Here is an 18795-nt window from a genome sequence, read left to right as displayed (position 1 = left end):
CCCCTCCGCGTCCCAAATTCTCTATATTAATATTCAGTCGTTACGATTGGTGTGCCAACCGTAATCGTATGATTTTCGTTCATTTCCGAACTTCTGATGGCAATTTGAACATTCATTTTATCATTTGAAGTCATAATGAACTGTTCCCACTTCTCTGTGTAAGCGGAAAGCGACACAAAATTAGACTCAACGAGATACTCAACTGGTTTTGCTTGAAATTCATTTGCTATCATTTTAGCTTTTTTTTGCAAAACAAAATCCATCATACCATTTACATGACCATTAAGACAAGTAAAAATCACAATTTTTTCTTGTAATATGCTTTTTGCATGACGTACGAACTGATCATATGTATGCTCCCAGGTATTCAGTGGACGAGCACCTTTTTGCTCATATAATAAATACGACTTTTGATTGGATTTTGTGTCGGTCTTCACGAGTAAAATTTTCGAAAATGTATCATTTTTTTCATCTTTGTAAATACCTGTGACTTTGGTGACATGTTTCTCTTTTTTTTCGGTCCACTCATACTGTCGTAGTTCGTCTTTCAAACGTTTCACTTTATTTGAAAATTGTTTGGATGAAATATCTACATTTGTTTTGGCATGAAGGGTCCATCCATCCACTTCGATTTGCTGGTTTTTCAGACCTTCTGCTATTTGGGCGAGCGGAGACGTTTCTTCCGCACGCACACCTTGAATCATTAGAACAAAAAAAAGAATAAACGCAAATAATGGCCAACCCTTCAAATACTTTCTCATTTGTCATTCCCCCTTGCTACAAGTGTTGCCGCAAGGAGATAAATGCATACGTGGAAAAGTCATCAAAGACCATCCTTTTGACACTTCTTTTTACGTTCCCGCAGAAGGCTGCGATCAAACCTTTTTTGTTAAAACATATAAGGGATTTGTCTGGAGAAATTTAAATAATCAAGGAAGAAATTGCTGACTGCCGATGCAATGGCAATGGTGATTAGCATCATCAACAACCTTGCTTGAACGATTTTTCCTTTTTTAATCAGTGGATCGATATTCACGGCAAGCAATGCCCACCACGTAATGGCGATAAAAAATAAGTGGATCACAATACTGACAATTGCTTGTTGTCCTACGTCTTCCATACAGTTGAATCCTCCTTTTATTTATTTCTGTAAAGGAAAACTCCCTTTCATTATATCCGCTAAAATCGGAAAGATGAATCATTTGGAAAAAAGAGCTACATTTAGTGTAAATCCCCTCTTATTCTGATACGAAGGAGATGATATACTGCGTGTGGAAGGAGCTGAACAGATTGAAAGATTCTTTTCCTGACTTTGTTGATTTGTACGGAGAACAGGTTCCCTCATTTGATCATGAATGGGAGGCCATTGCTTTCTACTTTGATTATAGACAGACACAGCTAGAAGAATTAGCCCAATTGTGTCATTTTCATCACATTTCTTTAGATTATTCTGAGGACAGCCTGTATCAGTTAGAATCATTATACTTCGATGCGTTTACCCAGCAGCTTTTTGCTGAGTGGAAAATGCCAATTGATGCATTGGAAGCGATGATGAGTGTGTATATGGGAGAGGTTGTCATCAGGCATCATTCGGATGCTGACTGGGTGGTGCGGCCTTATATGGACTCTCCGCATCAATATACCCTCGGCTTGCGCCGAGACAATAAGACATGGCATAGTCCCGCATTTTGCGAGCACTTATATCTTGAAAAGCAAGCATCTCATCCTTATGTGTCGATGTATCAGTCTCTCATGTAACTCTTAAAAAAATCCTTCTTATCACAATGATAAGAAGGATTTTCTGTTTTATTTCCCTGCTACATTTAAACGGTTTAACGCCCGTTTTAATGCGAGTTCCGCCCGGCGTACATCACTTTCATTCGGGTGGTTCAAATGCTCTTCAGCACGCTGTTTTGCTGATTTAGCACGTTCTACATCAACTTTGTCTGATGTTTCAGCAGCTTGAGCAAGAATGGTTACTTTTTCAGGGCGAACTTCTACAAAGCCGCCGCTGACTGCAACCAATTCAGTTGATCCACTATGTTTTAAGCGAACTGCACCGATTTTTAGCGGAGCAACCATTGGAACGTGGCCAGCTAAAATACCAAGCTCACCGCTTTCTGCTCTTACACTGACCATTTCCACATCCGCTTCATACACTGGGCCGTCGGGAGTAACGATATTGACTTGAACGGTCTTCATGCTTTTACCCTCCTAAGGACCAGATTAGGCCTCTACACCCATCTCTTTGGCTTTTTCAACCACTTCTTCAATGCGGCCGACTAAGCGGAATGCATCTTCTGGAAGGTGATCGTATTTACCAGATAGGATTTCCTTGAAGCCTTTAACAGTTTCTTTCAATGGCACATAAGAACCTTTTTGGCCAGTGAACTGTTCTGCTACGTGGAAGTTTTGAGATAGGAAGAATTGAACACGACGAGCTCTGTGTACCACAAGCTTATCGTCCTCAGATAATTCATCCATACCTAAAATGGCAATGATATCTTGCAATTCTTTATATCGCTGTAATGTTTGCTGAACTTCACGCGCAATGGCATAATGCTCTTCGCCAACAATCTCAGGTGCAAGGGCACGAGATGTTGATGCAAGTGGATCTACCGCTGGGTAAATCCCCATTTCTGTCAGCTTACGCTCTAGGTTTGTCGTTGCATCAAGGTGAGCGAACGTTGTAGCTGGAGCTGGATCTGTATAGTCATCCGCAGGTACATAGATCGCTTGAATCGATGTAACCGATCCTACGTTTGTAGACGTGATACGCTCTTGGAGCTGACCCATTTCTGTTGCAAGGGTTGGCTGATAACCTACCGCTGAAGGCATACGTCCAAGAAGGGCTGATACTTCAGAACCTGCTTGTGTAAAACGATAGATGTTATCGATGAAGAACAATACGTCTTGACCTTGTTCATCACGGAAATGCTCTGCCATTGTCAAACCAGTTAGAGCTACACGCATACGTGCACCTGGTGGCTCGTTCATTTGGCCGAAGACCATCGCTGTTTTTTCGATAACGCCAGAATCTTTCATTTCGTAGTAAAGGTCATTTCCTTCACGTGTACGCTCTCCAACACCAGCAAATACAGAAATACCGCCGTGTTCTTGTGCGATGTTGTTGATCAATTCTTGAATCAGAACGGTTTTACCTACACCGGCTCCACCGAATAGACCGATCTTTCCACCCTTGATGTAAGGAGCAAGAAGGTCTACAACTTTGATACCTGTTTCAAGAATTTCAACTTCTGTAGAAAGTTGATCAAAAGAAGGCGCTTGTCTGTGGATTGGATCTCTTTGAGCTTCCACACCAAGTGGCTCATCTAAGTCAATGTTATCTCCCAGTACGTTGAATACACGTCCAAGTGTTACGTTACCAACTGGTACTGAAATTGGTTTTCCAAGGTCTACAGCTTCCATACCGCGCTTCACACCGTCTGTTGATGCCATTGCGATGGTTCTCACTGTATCATCACCTAAATGTAGTGCTACTTCTAAAGTTAAGTCGATATCAACTTCACTTTCGCTTTCCGCTTTATGCGAAACTTTGATCGCATTATAAATCTCAGGCAAGTGACCGTCTTCAAAACGAACGTCTACGACTGGTCCCATGATCTGACTGATGCGTCCTGTTTTCATTGCATTCCCTCCTGACAATTATTTCTATTCTAAGGCAGCTGCTCCGCCGACAATTTCTGTAATCTCTTGTGTAATCGCTGCTTGACGAGCACGGTTGTAAGAGAGTGTCAGGCTGTCGATCAATTCTTTTGCGTTGTCTGTTGCACTCTTCATTGCTGTCATTCTTGCAGCATGTTCACTTGCTTTGCTGTCAAGAAGCGCACCGAAAATCAAACTCTCTGCATATTGAGGAAGGAGAACTTCAAGAATTTCTTCTTCAGAAGGCTCAAACTCATAAGATGCGGAACGTTTATTTGGTGTCGCTGCGGCCGAAAGGTCCGTTAGCGGCAATAATTTTTTCTCTGTTACTTCTTGTGAAATGGCACTGACGAAATGGTTATAGAACATGTAAAGCTCATCAAACGCTTCATCAGAGAACATTTGCACTGTACTGCTTGCTAATTCTTTAATATCAGCAAACGCTACTTCGTCTCCAAGCCCTGTTACTTCAGAGATCACTGGAATACCGCGCTTTTTGAAGAAGTCGCGTCCGATTTTACCAATCACAATCACCGCATATTCATCAGCAGACTGATGACGAGATTGAATGGTTTGGTAAGCGGCACGCAAAACCGAGCTGTTAAAAGGTCCGGCAAGTCCTCGATCAGATGTAATGACGAGATACCCTGTTTTCTTAACAGGTCTTGAAAGAAGCATTGGGTGCTTAGCACTTGTTCCAGTTGCGATTGCCGCAACGACTTCTTGGATTTTCTCCATGTATGGAACAAAGGACTTCGCATTGTTTTCAGCACGATTCAGTTTCGCAGCTGATACCATTTGCATCGCTTTTGTGATCTGACTCGATTTTTTTGTTGACGTGATCCTTGACTTAATATCGCGTAATGAGGCCAAAGATTTCACCACCTTTTTTCAGGAATCCGTGTTCATTTACGTGAAAAGAGAGAAAAAGAGAATCTTTTTCTCTCGGAAAGATTACTAATTAGTTGCTTGGTGCAAACGTACGTTTAAAGCCTTCGATTGCTGTCTTCCACTCTTCATCAGCAGGCATGTTTCCTGTTTGAGAGATTGTGTCAAACAAGTCTTTATGGTTTTCTTCAATGTACATGAATAACTCAGCTTCAAAACGTTTGACATCAGCAACAGCTACATCGTCTAAGTATCCTCTTGTCAGTGCATAAAGAATCGCTACTTGTTTTTCAACTTTAAGCGGTTTGTTCAAGTCTTGTTTTAAGACTTCAACTGTTCTAGCACCACGGTTTAATTTGGCTTGAGTCGCTTGGTCTAGATCAGATCCAAACTGAGCGAATGCTTCAAGCTCACGATAAGAAGCAAGATCCAGACGAAGTGTACCTGCTACCTTTTTCATCGCTTTGATTTGTGCAGATCCACCTACACGAGATACAGACAATCCTGCGTTTACCGCTGGACGTACGCCTGAGAAGAAGAGGTCAGATTGTAAGAAGATCTGTCCATCTGTGATTGAGATAACGTTTGTTGGGATATATGCAGAGATATCACCAGCTTGCGTTTCTACGAAAGGCAATGCTGTGATAGAACCGCCACCCTTTTCATCACTAAGCTTCGCTGCACGCTCTAATAAACGAGAGTGAAGATAGAAAACATCACCAGGGAATGCTTCACGGCCTGGAGGACGACGAAGCAATAATGAAAGCTCACGGTAAGCTGCCGCTTGTTTAGAAAGGTCATCATACACAACAAGCACATGCTTGCCGTTATACATGAATTCCTCACCCATCGTTACACCTGCATAAGGAGCAAGGTAAAGAAGTGGAGCTGGCTGTGATGCAGAAGCTGTGACAACGATTGTGTAGTCAAGCGCACCATGCTTACGAAGTGTTTCAACAACACCACGAACAGTTGATTCTTTTTGTCCGATCGCTACATAGATACAGATCATGTCTTGATCTTTTTGGTTTAGGATCGTATCAATTGCAACAGATGTTTTACCTGTTTGACGGTCCCCAATGATCAATTCACGCTGTCCGCGTCCGATTGGAATCAAGGCATCAATCGCTTTAATTCCCGTTTGAAGCGGCTCATGTACCGATTTACGATCCATAACGCCTGGTGCTTCACTTTCGATTGGACGTGTTTTGCTTGTTAAAATTGGACCTAGTCCATCAACAGGCTGACCAAGTGGGTTCACAATACGTCCGATTAACTCTTCTCCTACTGGAACCTCCATGATACGACCTGTACGTTTTACATCGTCACCTTCACGGATATCTTTGTAAGGTCCTAAGATTACGATACCTACGTTAGACTCCTCAAGGTTTTGAGCCATACCCATTACACCGTTAGAGAACTCAACAAGCTCTCCTGCCATAATGTTGTCAAGGCCATGTACACGCGCGATACCGTCCCCTACTTGAATGACTGTACCGACATCTTTTACTTCAATTTCAGATTGATAGTTTTGGATTTGCTGCTTTATCAGCGCGCTAATCTCTTCAGCTTTGATACTCACTAAGGTTTCACCCCTTCTAACGATTTTCGCCTGCAAGCTGACGTTCAATGCGGGAAAGCTTTCCGCTGACACTGCCGTCATAAATGCGGTTTCCGATACGGATTTTCACTCCGCCTATTAGATCCTTGTCAATCACGTTTTCAACACGCAGTGATGTGACGCCGGCTTTTTTCGCAAATACTTCAGATAAAGATTGAATTTCAGCCCCGCTGAGCGGTTTAACTGAATACACGAGCGCATCGTCTATTTGTTTTGCACGGTTTGCAAGTTTCACAAACTCAGACGTCATTTCAGAGAAAATATTCGTGCGTCCGCGGTCAATCAGTAAATACATTGTGTGTAACACATGCGTTGAAACACCTTTGAAAGCTTCTGCAATTAGATGTTTCTTTTTGTCTGACGTAATCTTCGGATGAACAAGAAAGTTGTTCAGTTCTTGATCAGCCTTTAGAACTTTTTTGATCTCATTCAGCTCTTTTTCAGTTTCGTCTACTGCCGAAGAAGCAAGAACGATGTCAAAAAGAGCAGAAGCGTAACGCTTAGAGACAATAGTCACGCTCATCGGCTTTCGCCTGCCTCTTTAAGGTACTCTTGGATCAATTTCTCTTGTGCTTGCTCATCAAGTTCTTTTTCAATCACTTTAGAAGCAATTAACACAGATAGTGATGCAACCTGCTCACGCAGCGCAGCAACAGCTTGTTCTTTTTCTTTCACGATTTCAGTTCTAGCAGACTCTTTCAAGCGCTCTGACTCTTGACGTGCTGCTTGAATGATCTCTTCTTTTTGTTTCTCACCAATTTTTTTCGCGTTTTCGATGAGTGTATGTGATTCTTCGCGTGCTTCTTTCAATAAAACACGTTGTTCTTCAAGAAGCTTTTCAGCTTGGACATGTTTTTGTTCAGCACTTGAAATTTCATTTCCTATATAATCTTCACGCTGTTTCATAATCCCTAATAAAGGCTTAAGCGCAAATTTCTTTAAAAGTGCAAGCAGGATGAGCATAGCGATTAGCTGGAACAACATATCCCCGGCGTTAAAACTTAAGCCCCCTGCTCCTAAAACCACTGGTAACTGAGACATTTAGTACGGCAACTCCCTTCTTTAAATAATATGTTAAGAAACAAAACATAAAGGAATGGCGAAGTTTCGAACTAATCTGATCTTCGCCATTAAAATTCATATTAGAACGCTTCTCACATATTAACCAAAGAATGCCAAGAATGCGATAACGACAGCGATAATTGGAAGTGCCTCAACTAAAGCTACCCCGATGAACATAAGTGTTCTTAGTTCTCTACCAGCTTCTGGCTGACGAGCGATTCCTTCAACTGTTTTAGATACGATTAGACCGTTACCAATACCTGCTCCTAGTGCTCCTAAACCGATTGCAATTGCTGCTGCTATTAAATTCATTAAAAAGCTCCTCCTTTAAAATAACGTCCATTTTGGACTCTCAATTTTTTAGTGTTCGTCGCTGACTTTATGGGAGATATACACCATTGTCAGCATGGTGAAGATAAATGCCTGGATGGTTCCGACAAACAAACTGAATGCCTGCCATACAATCATCGGCACGATGGCACCTAATGTACCAACAATACCTAGTGCAATGTTTTGCGTGTAGAAATTGGTCGCAAGTCCTGCGAGCAAACCAAGAAGAATCTCTCCAGCGAAAATATTTCCGTAAAGACGCAAACCAAGTGTTAACGTGTTTGCAAATTCTTCAATGATTTTCAGCGGCACTAAATATGGGATCGGCTTGAAAAAGTCTTTTGTATATTCCTTGACTCCTTTTGCCTTGACACCATAGTAATGTGTCAATCCCATGACCATAATCGCTAGTGTCATTGTGATTGCAGGATCAGCAGTTGGTGATTTCCACCATAAGTTGTGATCGACCGTAATCGAGAATGGCAGTCCCAGCATGTTTGAAACGAATATGTACATGAGTAATGTAACGCCAAGCGCTAGAAATGGGGCTCCTGTTTTCATGTCCATCGAACTACCTATGATATTTCGAACAAAATCAACGATCCATTCCATGAAGTTCTGCGCCTTTGTCGGACGAATAGACAGAACACGAGTAGTCAGCACCGCTATGAGAAGAACGATGATACTAGCAATCGTAATCATGAGAACATTGGATAAGTTGAACGTTAACCCTAAAAATTCTGTCGTTTTTGAACTGTGACCCAAAGAGTATTCACCTCTCTTCCATAGTAGAACGTTTAAGTTGAATGAAGGAATCTATCATAATGACAGGATATATTGTCATTAATCCTATAACAACACCTGCCAGATGAACTTCATTAGGATAACGCCAAGCAATCGCTACTGCGAGAATCGCGTTGGCCCACCTGGCTGTACTTCCCATTGAACGAATGGATTTTCCTTTTTTAACTGCTCGATCAAAAGCGTGCATTCTCCGTATAAGTAGAAATAAATTAAAGAAAGCAAAAATTGTGCCGATAATGAAACCAAGAAAGAGTGGTTTATAACCAGGCATGGCATAGCCAAACACAAAAATTGCCAATAGATACAACATGTATTTACTCTGTCTGCGGAAAATCGCGTTTGGATCGTTCATTCATCTGACTCCCGATGAAAAATATTGTAAAAAAGGTGATAAATGGTGATGAAAACTGCGTAGAAGACGCTTATGATCAGCCGTCCTATTCGAAAAAAATCAATCACCCATCGGTCTAATTGGACAATCAGACTTGAAATCTTTAGATCTATGGGATGTTGCTTCATTCGCTGATACAAACCCTGATTATAAAAGGGTTCACAATGAGGATTAGTAGAGTGCTATAGGCTATGAAAACCTTACCATAATACCCTCGTTTAGCATACAATAGCGTCTATGATGTGTCAATCCGTTGAAAGTTAAAAAACTTTTCTATCATGATAGAGCACACAAAATGTTCACAATTTCATCAAACTTTAGGAGAACTGTGACATTCATTCAAAAAAACTGCTAATGTTCAGTATACATTGATTTTTCTAAGAACGATATCAAACGTTTGTCATATTTTTCAAAAAAACCCACATGCACGTTGGCATGTGGGCTTTTCATGAATCATTTTATTTTGTTCCATACATACGGTCACCAGCATCACCAAGACCTGGGATGATATAACCTTTTTCATTCAACTTCTCATCTAATGCTGCAATGTAGATATCAACATCTGGATGATGTTTTTGCATTTCTTCTACACCTTCTGGAGCTGCAATCAGACACATGAAGCGGATGTTTTTCGCACCGCGTTTTTTCAGACTGTTTAATGCTTCGACTGCTGATCCGCCAGTTGCAAGCATTGGGTCTACAACGATAAATTCACGCTCTTCCACATCAGATGGAAGCTTTACATAATATTCAACAGGCTTCAATGTCTTCGGATCACGGTACAAACCGACATGTCCCACTTTAGCAGCTGGAATGAGTTTCAAAATCCCGTCTACCATTCCAAGACCTGCTCTTAAGATCGGCACAACTCCGAGTTTTTTCCCTGAGATCACGTTTGATTTCGCTTTTTGTACAGGTGTTTCTACATCTACCTCTTCAAGCGGTAAGTCTCTTGTGATTTCGAATGCCATTAACGTTGCGACTTCATCCACTAGCTCTCTAAATTCTTTTGTTCCTGTATGAACGTCACGAATATATGTAAGTTTGTGCTGAATAAGCGGGTGATCAAATACATAAACCTTTGCCATTGCTTGCTACAACTCCTTTTCTTTCATCTTCCGGTGAACTTTGCACACTTCCTACAATTCTACATAAAAAGACATCATCTTTCAATATGATTCGCAAATCCTACAAAAAAAACCCACATGCCAAAAATAGGCAAATGGGTCTGCTTTTTAATAATCTAATTCTTTATATAGAGGGAAACGAGCCGTTAGATCAGATACGCGCTTTTTCGCCTCTTCTAATTTCGCTTCATCTTCATGATGTTTCAGAGCAAGCGCAATAATGGAACCGACTTCTTTCATCGCTTCTTGATCGAACCCGCGGCTTGTCACTGCTGCTGTACCTACACGTACACCACTTGTAACAAACGGCTTCTCTGGATCATAAGGAATCGCATTTTTGTTCACTGTGATACCAACTTCATCAAGAACGTTTTCTGCAATTTTCCCTGTAATCCCGAGAGAACGCAAGTCGATGAGAACAAGATGGTTATCTGTTCCACCAGATACAAGCTGAATGTCTTCAGATAAAAGTGTTTCAGCTAATTGTTTTGCGTTATCAATGACGTTTTGTGCATATGTTTTGAAATCTCCGTTCAATACTTCACCGAAAGAAACAGCTTTTGCAGAGATGACATGCATGAGTGGTCCGCCTTGAATACCAGGGAAGATCGATTTGTCGATCTTTTTGCCAAACTCTTCACGGCATAGGATCATTCCGCCGCGAGGTCCACGCAGTGTTTTGTGAGTCGTTGTTGTCACAAAATCTGCATAAGGAACTGGGTTTGGATGAAGACCTGCTGCTACAAGACCCGCAATGTGAGCCATATCGACCATAAAGTACGCGCCGACTTCATCAGCAATCTCACGGAACTTTTTGAAGTCAATTTGACGTGGGTATGCACTTGCACCCGCTACGATAAGCTTTGGCTTATGCTCACGTGCTTTTTCAAGTACATCTTGATAGTCGATATGCTGCGTTTCTTTATCTACACCATATTCTACAAAGTTGTACTGCACGCCACTAAAGTTAACAGGGCTTCCATGTGTTAAATGTCCGCCATGTGATAAGTTCATGCCTAGCACCGTATCGCCATGCTCAAGAATTGTAAAGTAAACGGCCATATTCGCTTGAGCACCTGAGTGAGGCTGTACGTTCACATACTCAGCGCCAAAAATTTCTTTTGCGCGGTCACGTGCGATATCTTCTACAACGTCTACATGTTCACAGCCGCCATAGTAGCGTTTACCAGGGTAGCCTTCAGCATATTTGTTTGTTAAAACAGAGCCCTGCGCTTCCATGACTGCTTCGCTTACGAAGTTTTCTGATGCAATTAATTCGATTTTGTCCTGCTGGCGTTTCCGCTCTAGTTGAATTGCTTTGAATACTTGTGCGTCTTGCTCAGGTAAATGTTTCATCAGCGAAATCCTCTCCAATCTATTTCCATTCGATGTTTTTCACCATCTCATTGTACATGGTTTTTGAGTGAAATGTAAAAGTTTTTTTTGAAAAACCGACTTCTTTTTTATGAAAATCCGAATATTCAAGTGCTAAAGCGTCTTCATTATTCAACATTATATTAGAAATATATCTGAGCTATGATCTTGTATAAACCGCTCGTTCTCCGCCAATCAGCTTTGGACGAGTCTTCGCAAACGTCACATGCGCTTGTCCTAATTGATGACGGCTGAGGCGGACAGGAACAGCTACCCGTTTTAGGTGCATGCCGATCAATGTATCGCCAATATCAATTCCCGCATGCGCTGCAATGGATTCAACCAGCACAGGGTGCTCCATTTGCTGATACGCATGCGCCGCCATAGAACCACCCGCCTTACGGACAGGTGTTGCAGTGACAATCTCTAGGTTAAGCCGGTAAGCCATCTCTTCTTCAACGACGAGGGCACGATTTAGATGCTCGCAGCATTGAAAGGCCAATTCAATTCCAGTCTCGCGTCTCAGCTGATCCAGCTCGTGATAGATGGCTTCAGCGATGTGCTCACTTCCCGCTGTACCAATGTGCTCGCCAGCCACTTCCGATGTACTGCAGCCAATCACTAAGATTTGGCCGGCTCGCAGTTCAACTGTTTGATGAAATTCTTTTAACATTTCAAGCCAATCTTGACCAATGTTCATGTTAAGCGCTCCTTATCGGTGCTTTTCTTCGTAATCAGCGATTTTACCAATCCGTACAGCATGGCGTCCTGCAGTAAATTCAGTCGTCAGCCAAATGCGGGCGATTTCTCTTGCCAATCCTGGGCCAATGACACGTTCTCCCATCGCAAGAACATTTGTATCATTATGTTCTCTGGTCGCCTTTGCGCTAAATGTATCATGTGCCAGCGCACAGCGGATGCCTTTCACTTTGTTTGCTGAAATGCTCATGCCAATGCCTGTCCCGCAAATTAAAATGCCGCGATCGACTTCTCCGTTCGCCACCATATTGGCTACGGGAAAAGCATAATCTGGGTAGTCTACAGAACCTGATCCACATTCACAACCCATATCAATGTATTCAATCTTTAATTCATCCATTAGTTGTTTGATTTCTTCACGAATATTCGTTCCGCCGTGATCGGATGCAATAGCTACTTTCATCGGGCAGTTCCTCCTAAGGGTGAGTTGATCTGTCATGTCTTACATTCATTCTTTATTTACAGTTATATTTTAACCTCTGCCTAGTCATTTGCAAACAAAAGCAGAAAAACCGTTTACACAACGGTTTTACAGGTTTGTCCATTTATGAGGATGTTTGATCCTTTTTAAGCTTTTCAGCCAACTGATACAACAGCCCTTCTAGTTCATCGCGTGTTTCTTGGTAAACGGAAAGACTTCCACCAAACGGGTCGGATATGTCACCTTCTGACCCTGTCGCAAATTCCTTTAAAGTAAAGACTTTGTCTTTCGTATGCGCATATTGCTCAACAATCAACTGTTTATGCTGAATCGTCATAGTAAAGACGTAATCGGCTTCGTTCAGAAGATCCTCAGTCAACTTAGACGATGAGTGATTAAGCGGAATGCTTTTCTCAAATAATGCTTCAATGGCTTGAGGAGAAGCCTTTCCTGCATCAGAGGCGAAGATGCCTGCTGATTTTACCGTCACATGCAATCCTTTTTCATCAGCGATTGAAGCAAAAAGGGCTTGTGCCATCGGACTTCTGCATGTATTTCCCGTACAAACAAATAAGATATTCATCTTTCGCCCTCCTTTTCTTCTATTATATAGCATTTCATTCTATATGTTATGTAAAGAGACTGGCTATAGCGGAAGTAATAATTTGATACCAAAGGCTAGTAAAATAAGACCGCCAAGTGCCCCGCTGTATGAACCAACCCATGACCGAACCTGTTTACCGAGCAATAATCCGAGCCATGTGAGCAGCATACTAAAAAAGCCGAATAAAAAAATGGTCATCCATACGCGTGAACCGTAAATCCCGAGGCTTAGACCGACAGAGAAACTATCTACACTCACACTTGTGGCAAAAAGAACGAGACCAGCCCCAACAGGTGCAATAAATGGTTTATCTTCTTTTCGGATAGAGGCAATGATCATTTGCAGCCCCAGCACCAAAAGCAGCGCCCCGCCAATATAAGTTGCAAGGAGGCCAAGCCAGCCAGATAATAGCTGACCTGTCAGCATACCAAAAAGCGGCATAAACATATGAAATAAACCAATGACTAGTCCAATATAGATGATCTGGCGGATCCTCAGCTGAATCATCCCCATGCCGAGCCCTACCGAAAAGGCATCCATCCCAAGTGCAAAAGCCATGATACTGAGTGTCAGCAATTCGCCAGCTAGTTCGTTCATGTAAATCCCCCTTGGACACGCATTCTCCTTTAACCTATGTTTGTCCAAGAGAGGTTAGAACTATTTGAGCGAAGAGAGGGTACGCCCTCCTGCCGCTTTTTGAAGACGGTTCATGATCGCAGAACCAACGCCCTGTTCTGAAAAAGTTTCTGAAATGATTAAGTCTACATCCGTTTCATCAAACTGTCTTAGCACACGATATAAGTTGGCAGCAACGGTTTCAGGCTTTTCTCTCCGTCCACAGCTAAAAACAACATCTGCCACAAACCATTCTTTCTTTTCTTCTGTCGTCAGCACACCAACTTTTAGCCCTTCAGCCTGGTACTTCTGAATGTGACGCTGCATTTCTTCATCACTTCCATGAAACATATACATTTGTGCTTCAGGTGCATAATGTGTGTATTTCATCCCTGGCGATACAGGCGCCTCATCCTTTTTCGTCAGCCCCGGATCGACGTTGACTGTTCCTACTACCTCTTCTAACGCTTCTTTTGTAATGCCACCCGGTCTTAAGATCACGGGAATCTCGTCTATACAGGATACAACCGTTGACTCAACACCAATACCCGTTGAACCGCCATCGACAATGCCAGCAATTCTCCCATCAAGATCACTCGCTACATGATCAGCTAGTGTCGGCGACGGTTTCCCTGAGCGATTGGCACTTGGAGCGGCAATTGGCAGGCCAGCTGCCCGGATGAGTTCGAGTGCAACGGGATGATCTGGCATTCTTACACCCACTGTGGATAAACCTGCTGTCACCTGCTTTGATAAAATGCCAGGCTTACATGGAAGCACAAGCGTTAAAGCACCGGGCCAAAAGGCATCCATCAGTGTTTTTACTTTTTCGTTTTCTATTTGTGCAAATTCATGGAGTTGCTGAACCTCCGCAATGTGTACAATCAAAGGATTATCACTTGGGCGCCCTTTCGCTTCATAAATTTTCTTAACTGCCTCGGTCTCTTTCGCATTTGCCCCTAGTCCATAAACCGTTTCTGTCGGAAAAGCGACCACTTCATTTTGCTGCAACAACAGGGCTGCTTGTTTAATTTGTGGATAGTATGTGGATAAATCCTTTTTTAAATCCACAGACCACCTTTTTGTATTTAACATCATACAAACTCCTTTTAAAAAAGATAAAACTGTTGATATATCTCGATTATCCTTTTGAAAGTATAAAAGATGATGCTAAATAAAACAAGCGTTGTCCACAATTTGTGGATAACGCTTGTTTAACAGTGGATAAGTATGTGTATAAGTCCGATTTTTTGTGATTAACCTCTCGATTTTTGCAGCACGACAGCCTGTTCTTTCCCCAATGACTCTTTTGCATGCGCAGATACCCACACACATTGCGGGATTTCCTCTAAAGGTGTAAAGCCCATGAGTGCTAAAAAATCATGCGAGGACGAATGGTTTGCTATGACATAAAAGGTATCCACACCTTGTTTTTCTCCCAGCGTTTGAACACTTTGGAACAAAGAAACAATGTGCCCCTGACCGAGCTTATCCGATATAACAAGCGAACGCAGCAATCCCTCTTGTTCACTAAGCTGTTCAAGCCCTAAGCAGCCTGCAAGCTGACCGTCCGCATCTTCCATCACAACAAATGTTGTGCGTTCTGCAATCGTCACCCCGCCTTTTGCTTGTCCTTTTTCAAGAAAAGCATTGATAGCCGGAACATCTTCTTCTGTTGCTATTCTTAATTGATAAAACATGCTTTCACCTCTTTTTGATCTCTTACTTCAACTCTATGAGGCAAAAACAGATTTAGACCTTTTTTAAGAGAAAAGACTAGAGACCCATTCGAACAAAAAGAACTTCACTTCACCAGTCTCCTCTTCCTCTTCTTTCACCACTTCATTGACAGACTCATTTGATTGCTGCGCTGAAACTTGGCCTTTATCTTCTCCTTCTGGTGATGCAATGGCTTCTCCGTTTGAAAAGTCGATAAAGCAGAGAGGCGGGAATAACACACACCACCAATTGGCTCCGTCCCCTTCTCCAAGCGTAATCAAAATGGCTTCATATTTTCCAGCAGGATAGACGAAGTTTCCATAAAGCTTTGTTGGAAATGAGGCTTTTTGAAAACTGACGGATACCGATTGGTCAATGTGCTGTTCCTTTAATTTTGCTTTGGCGATCCGATTGATGTCTGGAAGCTTTGAACGAATGACACGTCTGGCTTCTTCAATGGATGTGAGGTCTTTGACCCACTCCGTTATATTGGCATTGACCTCATCTCGAATGCTTCTTTTCACATCCTGGTCCGCCGACCGGTCACTATTGGCTAAAATGCGTAAACGAATCGCTTCATCTGGGATCACAACAGGCTGATTTGCAGAAGCAGCCGCTGTCTCCTCTTTTCCAAGGTTTGCAAAAGCACCACATAATAATAGAAACATATAAAGACAAATCATCATTTTACTTTTGAACATGATGTGTTCCCCCCACTTTTTCTCTTCGCTACAAACATTGTGTCCAGGAAACGCATCTCGTAAACAGCAAAAATGATTTTTTTAATAGATTATGAGCGAGAGCCATTAAATTTGATTCGTGAGATGAGCACGTTGAAAAGCCGTTCAACCTATGAACGGCTTTGGTGTGAGGATTGGTAATCAGAGGGATACAGTCTCCCATCCCAATCTCGGCTGATTTTTAAACCTGATTCTGTTTTGATGACAGTCATTTGCCCTTTCTTCTCGATTTCCTTTTTGACATTTCCTTTTTGATCAATAAATTGAATGGTCATTTCATAGTCAAATTCAATCCTGTCGTCGCTTTCATCTGAAGGTGTAAACGTAATGTTTTTCAGCTTAATTTGACAATCTTGATCCTTTGCTGCTTCTAATACACTCGGGAACATGCTGTCTTGTGTATATTCTTGATATTCATGATCAGTTAAATAAGACTTCAACTTCTCCTTCATGTCAGATAGGTCATCTGTTCGATTCACTGTGTATTGTGCTTTTTTATAACTTTCTCCAAATGCTGCTGCTTCTTTTTTAAAGCCCGTTTTGCCACAAGCACTCACAATCAATAGTACACTGACGATGACCAACACCATCGCATACCTTCTGTTCACACCATTCGCTCCTTCAAAACAAATTTATGTAAAAAATCATGATCAGAATGTTCATTCTTCTATATATACGTTCCTCTTTTACCATAAGTTTCATCTTTACATAATAAAATAGTCCGACTTTATTCAGCCGGACTTTCGTTTTGAATATGTGCGCAAACAGCTCGATCCTTTCCGTTAATGTCCTTGACGATGCGGACAACAGCTGAAGGGAATGCCTGCACGAGAAGTGCTTTGACATCTTGTGCTTGCGTGTGTCCAATTTCAAAGACAACTACTGCTTGCTTGTTGAGTACGTTGTGGAGATCACAAGCGAGACGCTTATAAAACCACAGACCGTCACGACCATCAGTCAGCGCATTGACAGGTTCATGCTTCGTGACAACCTCTGATAAACTGTCCATTTCCTCTGCCGCAATATAAGGAGGGTTGGAAATAAATAAATCGACTTTGATGCCTTGAGCCATGACAGGTTCAAGTAAATCTCCCTGTAAAAAATGGACGTCTGCACCAAGCGCTTCTTGATTCCGCTTTGCTACCGCAAGTGCTTCATGCGAAATATCAGTCGCTGTGACAGATAATGATTTTTTTTCAAGAGCTAACGTTATAGCGATTGCTCCGCTGCCTGTGCCAACATCAAGTGCTTTAAGCGGCTGATCATCTGGAAAAACGCGATTCACCATATTCAATGCCGCCAGCACAACTTCCTCCGTTTCAGGACGAGGAATGAGAACATGTTTGTTCACCTCAAATGGACGGCCATAAAAAAATTCAACACCCGTTAAATGCTGAACAGGCACTCCAAGCTTGTGCTGCGCTACGAACTCGCTGAATTGTTGATCTTGCACCTCTGGCAGTGGATCATGAAGGCGTGCAAGAAGTTCACTTCTGTTCCATCCAAGCACATGCATCAACAATAGCTCTGCTGCGTTTTGGTCTCTGCCCGCTTCCGTTAACAAAGAAGAAGCCCATTTAAGGGCTTCAAAGATCGTTCGCTCTTTATTTTGCATTTTGAAGTTTTCTTGCTTGGTCTTCCATAATTAATGCATCAATGACCTCGTCAAGTTTTCCTTCTAAAATTTGATCAAGCTTTTGAATCGTCAATCCAATGCGGTGGTCCGTTACACGGTTTTGCGGGAAATTGTACGTACGGATACGCTCTGAACGATCCCCTGTTCCAACAGCAGATTTACGTGTTTGATCATATTCAGCCTGTGCTTCACGCTGGAATTTATCATAAATTCTTGCACGTAACACTTTCATTGCTTTTTCTTTATTTTTAATTTGTGATTTTTCATCCTGACAGGAGACAACCACGCCTGTTGGCAAGTGAGTCAGCCGGACAGCAGACATAGTTGTGTTTACACTTTGTCCCCCAGGTCCGCTTGATGCAAATGTATCCACACGAATATCTTTTTCGTGGATATCAATTTCAACTTCCTCCGCCTCAGGCAATACAGCAACTGTAGCTGTTGATGTATGAATCCGGCCGCCTGATTCTGTTTCAGGAACACGCTGCACGCGGTGTGCGCCATTTTCAAACTTTAGCTTGGAGTATGCGCCTTTTCCGCTAATCATAAAGATGATCTCTTTATAACCGCCAGTGCCAGTAACACTCGCTTCCATGACTTCCGTTTTCCAGCCTTGCATTTCGGCATAACGGCTGTACATACGGTAAAGATTCCCTGCAAAAAGAGCAGCCTCTTCTCCACCCGCTGCACCACGAACCTCCACAATTACGTTCTTATCGTCATTTGGATCTTTCGGGATGAGCAAGATTTTCAGTTCGTCTTCTAAACGTTCCGTTTCCTCTGTGAGCTCTGAAATTTCTTCTTTGACCATGTCGCGCATGTCGGCATCCAGCTTATCTTCAAGCATGGCTTTCGCTTCATTCAGCTGATCGTATGCCGCACGATATTGTCTATATACCTCAACAGTTTCTTGAATATCGGATTGTTCCTTCGAATATTCACGAAGCTTCTTAGGGTCGTTCACCACTTCAGGATCACTTAAATATTCATTTAGCTTTTCATAGCGTTCTTCGATTGATTTTAAACGGTCTAACATGG

Annotated in this window: 24 protein-coding genes; 1 reads left to right on the top strand and 23 read right to left on the bottom strand. The window is 42.2% G+C overall.

Annotation, left to right across the window (positions count from 1 at the left end; translation table 11 throughout):
* Nucleotides 1-26: 26 nt before the first annotated feature.
* The gene (locus tag GPA07_RS03005; protein WP_157292003.1) at nucleotides 27-761 is read right to left on the bottom strand and encodes a YwmB family TATA-box binding protein; all 735 of its coding nucleotides are present in this window, start codon (nucleotides 759-761) and stop codon (nucleotides 27-29) included.
* Between the two features lie 128 nt (nucleotides 762-889).
* Nucleotides 890-1120: a DUF1146 family protein gene (locus GPA07_RS03000; RefSeq protein WP_008354922.1), complete on the bottom strand. Its 231-nt coding sequence runs from the start codon at nucleotides 1118-1120 to the stop codon at nucleotides 890-892.
* A gap of 170 nt (nucleotides 1121-1290) precedes the next feature.
* On the opposite strand from GPA07_RS03000, the gene GPA07_RS02995 reads away from it, so the two are divergent.
* Nucleotides 1291-1758: a hypothetical protein gene (locus GPA07_RS02995; protein WP_071169217.1), complete on the top strand. Its 468-nt coding sequence runs from the start codon at nucleotides 1291-1293 to the stop codon at nucleotides 1756-1758.
* Between the two features lie 48 nt (nucleotides 1759-1806).
* Here GPA07_RS02995 and GPA07_RS02990 read toward each other — a convergent pair whose 3' ends face one another.
* The 21 genes from GPA07_RS02990 to prfA all read right to left on the bottom strand — a co-directional run bounded on the left by GPA07_RS02990 (nucleotide 1807) and on the right by prfA (nucleotide 18793).
* A complete protein-coding gene (locus tag GPA07_RS02990; protein WP_008354926.1) occupies nucleotides 1807-2202 on the bottom strand; it encodes a F0F1 ATP synthase subunit epsilon in 396 nt (131 codons plus the stop codon).
* Nucleotides 2203-2226: 24 nt separating this feature from the next.
* Nucleotides 2227-3648, bottom strand: a complete 1422-nt coding sequence (atpD, locus tag GPA07_RS02985) for a F0F1 ATP synthase subunit beta (RefSeq protein WP_008354929.1) — start codon at nucleotides 3646-3648, stop codon at nucleotides 2227-2229.
* A 24-nt stretch (nucleotides 3649-3672) separates the two neighbouring features.
* Nucleotides 3673-4539: a F0F1 ATP synthase subunit gamma gene (locus GPA07_RS02980; RefSeq protein WP_008354930.1), complete on the bottom strand. Its 867-nt coding sequence runs from the start codon at nucleotides 4537-4539 to the stop codon at nucleotides 3673-3675.
* Nucleotides 4540-4627: 88 nt separating this feature from the next.
* A complete protein-coding gene (gene atpA, locus GPA07_RS02975) occupies nucleotides 4628-6136 on the bottom strand; it encodes a F0F1 ATP synthase subunit alpha (RefSeq protein WP_008354932.1) in 1509 nt (502 codons plus the stop codon).
* Nucleotides 6137-6152: 16 nt separating this feature from the next.
* Complete coding sequence (locus tag GPA07_RS02970; RefSeq protein ID WP_071168440.1) at nucleotides 6153-6698, bottom strand: F0F1 ATP synthase subunit delta; 546 nt, start codon at nucleotides 6696-6698, stop codon at nucleotides 6153-6155.
* Nucleotides 6695-7216, bottom strand: coding sequence for a F0F1 ATP synthase subunit B (gene atpF, locus GPA07_RS02965; protein ID WP_008354935.1), 522 nt, complete (start codon nucleotides 7214-7216; stop codon nucleotides 6695-6697). The genes GPA07_RS02970 and atpF overlap by 4 nt, the downstream gene beginning before the upstream one ends.
* A gap of 120 nt (nucleotides 7217-7336) precedes the next feature.
* Nucleotides 7337-7549, bottom strand: coding sequence for a F0F1 ATP synthase subunit C (gene atpE / locus GPA07_RS02960; protein WP_003214968.1), 213 nt, complete (start codon nucleotides 7547-7549; stop codon nucleotides 7337-7339).
* A 48-nt stretch (nucleotides 7550-7597) separates the two neighbouring features.
* Nucleotides 7598-8269, bottom strand: coding sequence for a F0F1 ATP synthase subunit A (gene atpB, locus GPA07_RS02955; RefSeq protein WP_442859329.1), 672 nt, complete (start codon nucleotides 8267-8269; stop codon nucleotides 7598-7600).
* Nucleotides 8270-8339: 70 nt separating this feature from the next.
* Nucleotides 8340-8723 (bottom strand): ATP synthase subunit I, encoded by a 384-nt coding sequence (locus GPA07_RS02950; RefSeq protein ID WP_071168439.1) that lies wholly within the window; start codon nucleotides 8721-8723, stop codon nucleotides 8340-8342.
* 497 nt (nucleotides 8724-9220) lie between these two features.
* Nucleotides 9221-9850, bottom strand: coding sequence for a uracil phosphoribosyltransferase (gene upp / locus GPA07_RS02945; RefSeq protein ID WP_008354940.1), 630 nt, complete (start codon nucleotides 9848-9850; stop codon nucleotides 9221-9223).
* Nucleotides 9851-9997: 147 nt separating this feature from the next.
* Entirely contained in the window at nucleotides 9998-11245 is a 1248-nt protein-coding gene (gene glyA, locus GPA07_RS02940; RefSeq protein ID WP_008354942.1) for a serine hydroxymethyltransferase, read from the bottom strand.
* Between the two features lie 178 nt (nucleotides 11246-11423).
* Nucleotides 11424-11963 (bottom strand): TIGR01440 family protein, encoded by a 540-nt coding sequence (locus GPA07_RS02935; RefSeq protein WP_157292002.1) that lies wholly within the window; start codon nucleotides 11961-11963, stop codon nucleotides 11424-11426.
* 12 nt (nucleotides 11964-11975) lie between these two features.
* Nucleotides 11976-12425: a ribose 5-phosphate isomerase B gene (gene rpiB / locus GPA07_RS02930; RefSeq protein ID WP_008354947.1), complete on the bottom strand. Its 450-nt coding sequence runs from the start codon at nucleotides 12423-12425 to the stop codon at nucleotides 11976-11978.
* Nucleotides 12426-12567: 142 nt separating this feature from the next.
* The gene (locus GPA07_RS02925; RefSeq protein ID WP_071168438.1) at nucleotides 12568-13026 is read right to left on the bottom strand and encodes a low molecular weight protein arginine phosphatase; all 459 of its coding nucleotides are present in this window, start codon (nucleotides 13024-13026) and stop codon (nucleotides 12568-12570) included.
* Nucleotides 13027-13089: 63 nt separating this feature from the next.
* On the bottom strand, nucleotides 13090-13644 hold the full coding sequence (locus GPA07_RS02920; RefSeq protein ID WP_008354952.1) for a manganese efflux pump MntP: 555 nt from the start codon (nucleotides 13642-13644) through the stop codon (nucleotides 13090-13092).
* 60 nt (nucleotides 13645-13704) lie between these two features.
* Nucleotides 13705-14757: an L-threonylcarbamoyladenylate synthase gene (locus tag GPA07_RS02915; RefSeq protein WP_157292001.1), complete on the bottom strand. Its 1053-nt coding sequence runs from the start codon at nucleotides 14755-14757 to the stop codon at nucleotides 13705-13707.
* Between the two features lie 161 nt (nucleotides 14758-14918).
* Nucleotides 14919-15362: a GNAT family N-acetyltransferase gene (locus GPA07_RS02910; RefSeq protein ID WP_071168436.1), complete on the bottom strand. Its 444-nt coding sequence runs from the start codon at nucleotides 15360-15362 to the stop codon at nucleotides 14919-14921.
* A gap of 63 nt (nucleotides 15363-15425) precedes the next feature.
* Nucleotides 15426-16082 (bottom strand): stage II sporulation protein R, encoded by a 657-nt coding sequence (gene spoIIR / locus GPA07_RS02905; protein WP_008354958.1) that lies wholly within the window; start codon nucleotides 16080-16082, stop codon nucleotides 15426-15428.
* A gap of 149 nt (nucleotides 16083-16231) precedes the next feature.
* Nucleotides 16232-16711 carry a hypothetical protein gene (locus GPA07_RS02900; protein ID WP_008354961.1) on the bottom strand — a complete coding sequence of 160 codons (480 nt, stop codon included), beginning with the start codon at nucleotides 16709-16711 and terminating at the stop codon, nucleotides 16232-16234.
* Nucleotides 16712-16848: 137 nt separating this feature from the next.
* On the bottom strand, nucleotides 16849-17736 hold the full coding sequence (gene prmC, locus GPA07_RS02895; RefSeq protein WP_071168435.1) for a peptide chain release factor N(5)-glutamine methyltransferase: 888 nt from the start codon (nucleotides 17734-17736) through the stop codon (nucleotides 16849-16851).
* A complete protein-coding gene (prfA, locus tag GPA07_RS02890; RefSeq protein ID WP_008354965.1) occupies nucleotides 17726-18793 on the bottom strand; it encodes a peptide chain release factor 1 in 1068 nt (355 codons plus the stop codon). The genes prmC and prfA overlap by 11 nt, the downstream gene beginning before the upstream one ends.
* Nucleotides 18794-18795: the final 2 nt, after the last annotated feature.

The sequence above is a fragment of the Bacillus sp. ms-22 genome, from assembly GCF_009759805.1.
In the GTDB taxonomy this organism is placed as follows: Bacteria; Bacillota; Bacilli; order Bacillales; family Bacillaceae; genus Bacillus; species Bacillus xiamenensis.
This window is presented reverse-complemented; position numbering and strand designations above follow the sequence as displayed.

Excerpts from the sequence above, each read along its gene's own strand:
- GPA07_RS03005 (WP_157292003.1), bottom strand. The coding sequence starts at position 761 with ATGAGAAAGTATTTGAAGGGTTGGCCATTATTTGCGTTTATTCTTTTT.
- GPA07_RS03000 (WP_008354922.1), bottom strand. The coding sequence starts at position 1,120 with ATGGAAGACGTAGGACAACAAGCAATTGTCAGTATTGTGATCCACTTA.
- GPA07_RS02990 (WP_008354926.1), bottom strand. The coding sequence starts at position 2,202 with ATGAAGACCGTTCAAGTCAATATCGTTACTCCCGACGGCCCAGTGTAT.
- atpD (WP_008354929.1), bottom strand. The coding sequence starts at position 3,648 with ATGAAAACAGGACGCATCAGTCAGATCATGGGACCAGTCGTAGACGTT.
- GPA07_RS02970 (WP_071168440.1), bottom strand. The coding sequence starts at position 6,698 with ATGAGCGTGACTATTGTCTCTAAGCGTTACGCTTCTGCTCTTTTTGAC.
- atpF (WP_008354935.1), bottom strand. The coding sequence starts at position 7,216 with ATGTCTCAGTTACCAGTGGTTTTAGGAGCAGGGGGCTTAAGTTTTAAC.
- atpE (WP_003214968.1), bottom strand. The coding sequence starts at position 7,549 with ATGAATTTAATAGCAGCAGCAATTGCAATCGGTTTAGGAGCACTAGGA.
- atpB (WP_442859329.1), bottom strand. The coding sequence starts at position 8,269 with ATGATTACGATTGCTAGTATCATCGTTCTTCTCATAGCGGTGCTGACT.
- GPA07_RS02950 (WP_071168439.1), bottom strand. The coding sequence starts at position 8,723 with ATGAACGATCCAAACGCGATTTTCCGCAGACAGAGTAAATACATGTTG.
- upp (WP_008354940.1), bottom strand. The coding sequence starts at position 9,850 with ATGGCAAAGGTTTATGTATTTGATCACCCGCTTATTCAGCACAAACTT.
- glyA (WP_008354942.1), bottom strand. The coding sequence starts at position 11,245 with ATGAAACATTTACCTGAGCAAGACGCACAAGTATTCAAAGCAATTCAA.
- GPA07_RS02935 (WP_157292002.1), bottom strand. The coding sequence starts at position 11,963 with ATGAACATTGGTCAAGATTGGCTTGAAATGTTAAAAGAATTTCATCAA.
- rpiB (WP_008354947.1), bottom strand. The coding sequence starts at position 12,425 with ATGAAAGTAGCTATTGCATCCGATCACGGCGGAACGAATATTCGTGAA.
- GPA07_RS02925 (WP_071168438.1), bottom strand. The coding sequence starts at position 13,026 with ATGAATATCTTATTTGTTTGTACGGGAAATACATGCAGAAGTCCGATG.
- GPA07_RS02920 (WP_008354952.1), bottom strand. The coding sequence starts at position 13,644 with ATGAACGAACTAGCTGGCGAATTGCTGACACTCAGTATCATGGCTTTT.
- GPA07_RS02915 (WP_157292001.1), bottom strand. The coding sequence starts at position 14,757 with ATGTTAAATACAAAAAGGTGGTCTGTGGATTTAAAAAAGGATTTATCC.
- GPA07_RS02910 (WP_071168436.1), bottom strand. The coding sequence starts at position 15,362 with ATGTTTTATCAATTAAGAATAGCAACAGAAGAAGATGTTCCGGCTATC.
- spoIIR (WP_008354958.1), bottom strand. The coding sequence starts at position 16,082 with ATGTTCAAAAGTAAAATGATGATTTGTCTTTATATGTTTCTATTATTA.
- GPA07_RS02900 (WP_008354961.1), bottom strand. The coding sequence starts at position 16,711 with ATGGTGTTGGTCATCGTCAGTGTACTATTGATTGTGAGTGCTTGTGGC.
- prmC (WP_071168435.1), bottom strand. The coding sequence starts at position 17,736 with ATGCAAAATAAAGAGCGAACGATCTTTGAAGCCCTTAAATGGGCTTCT.
- prfA (WP_008354965.1), bottom strand. The coding sequence starts at position 18,793 with ATGTTAGACCGTTTAAAATCAATCGAAGAACGCTATGAAAAGCTAAAT.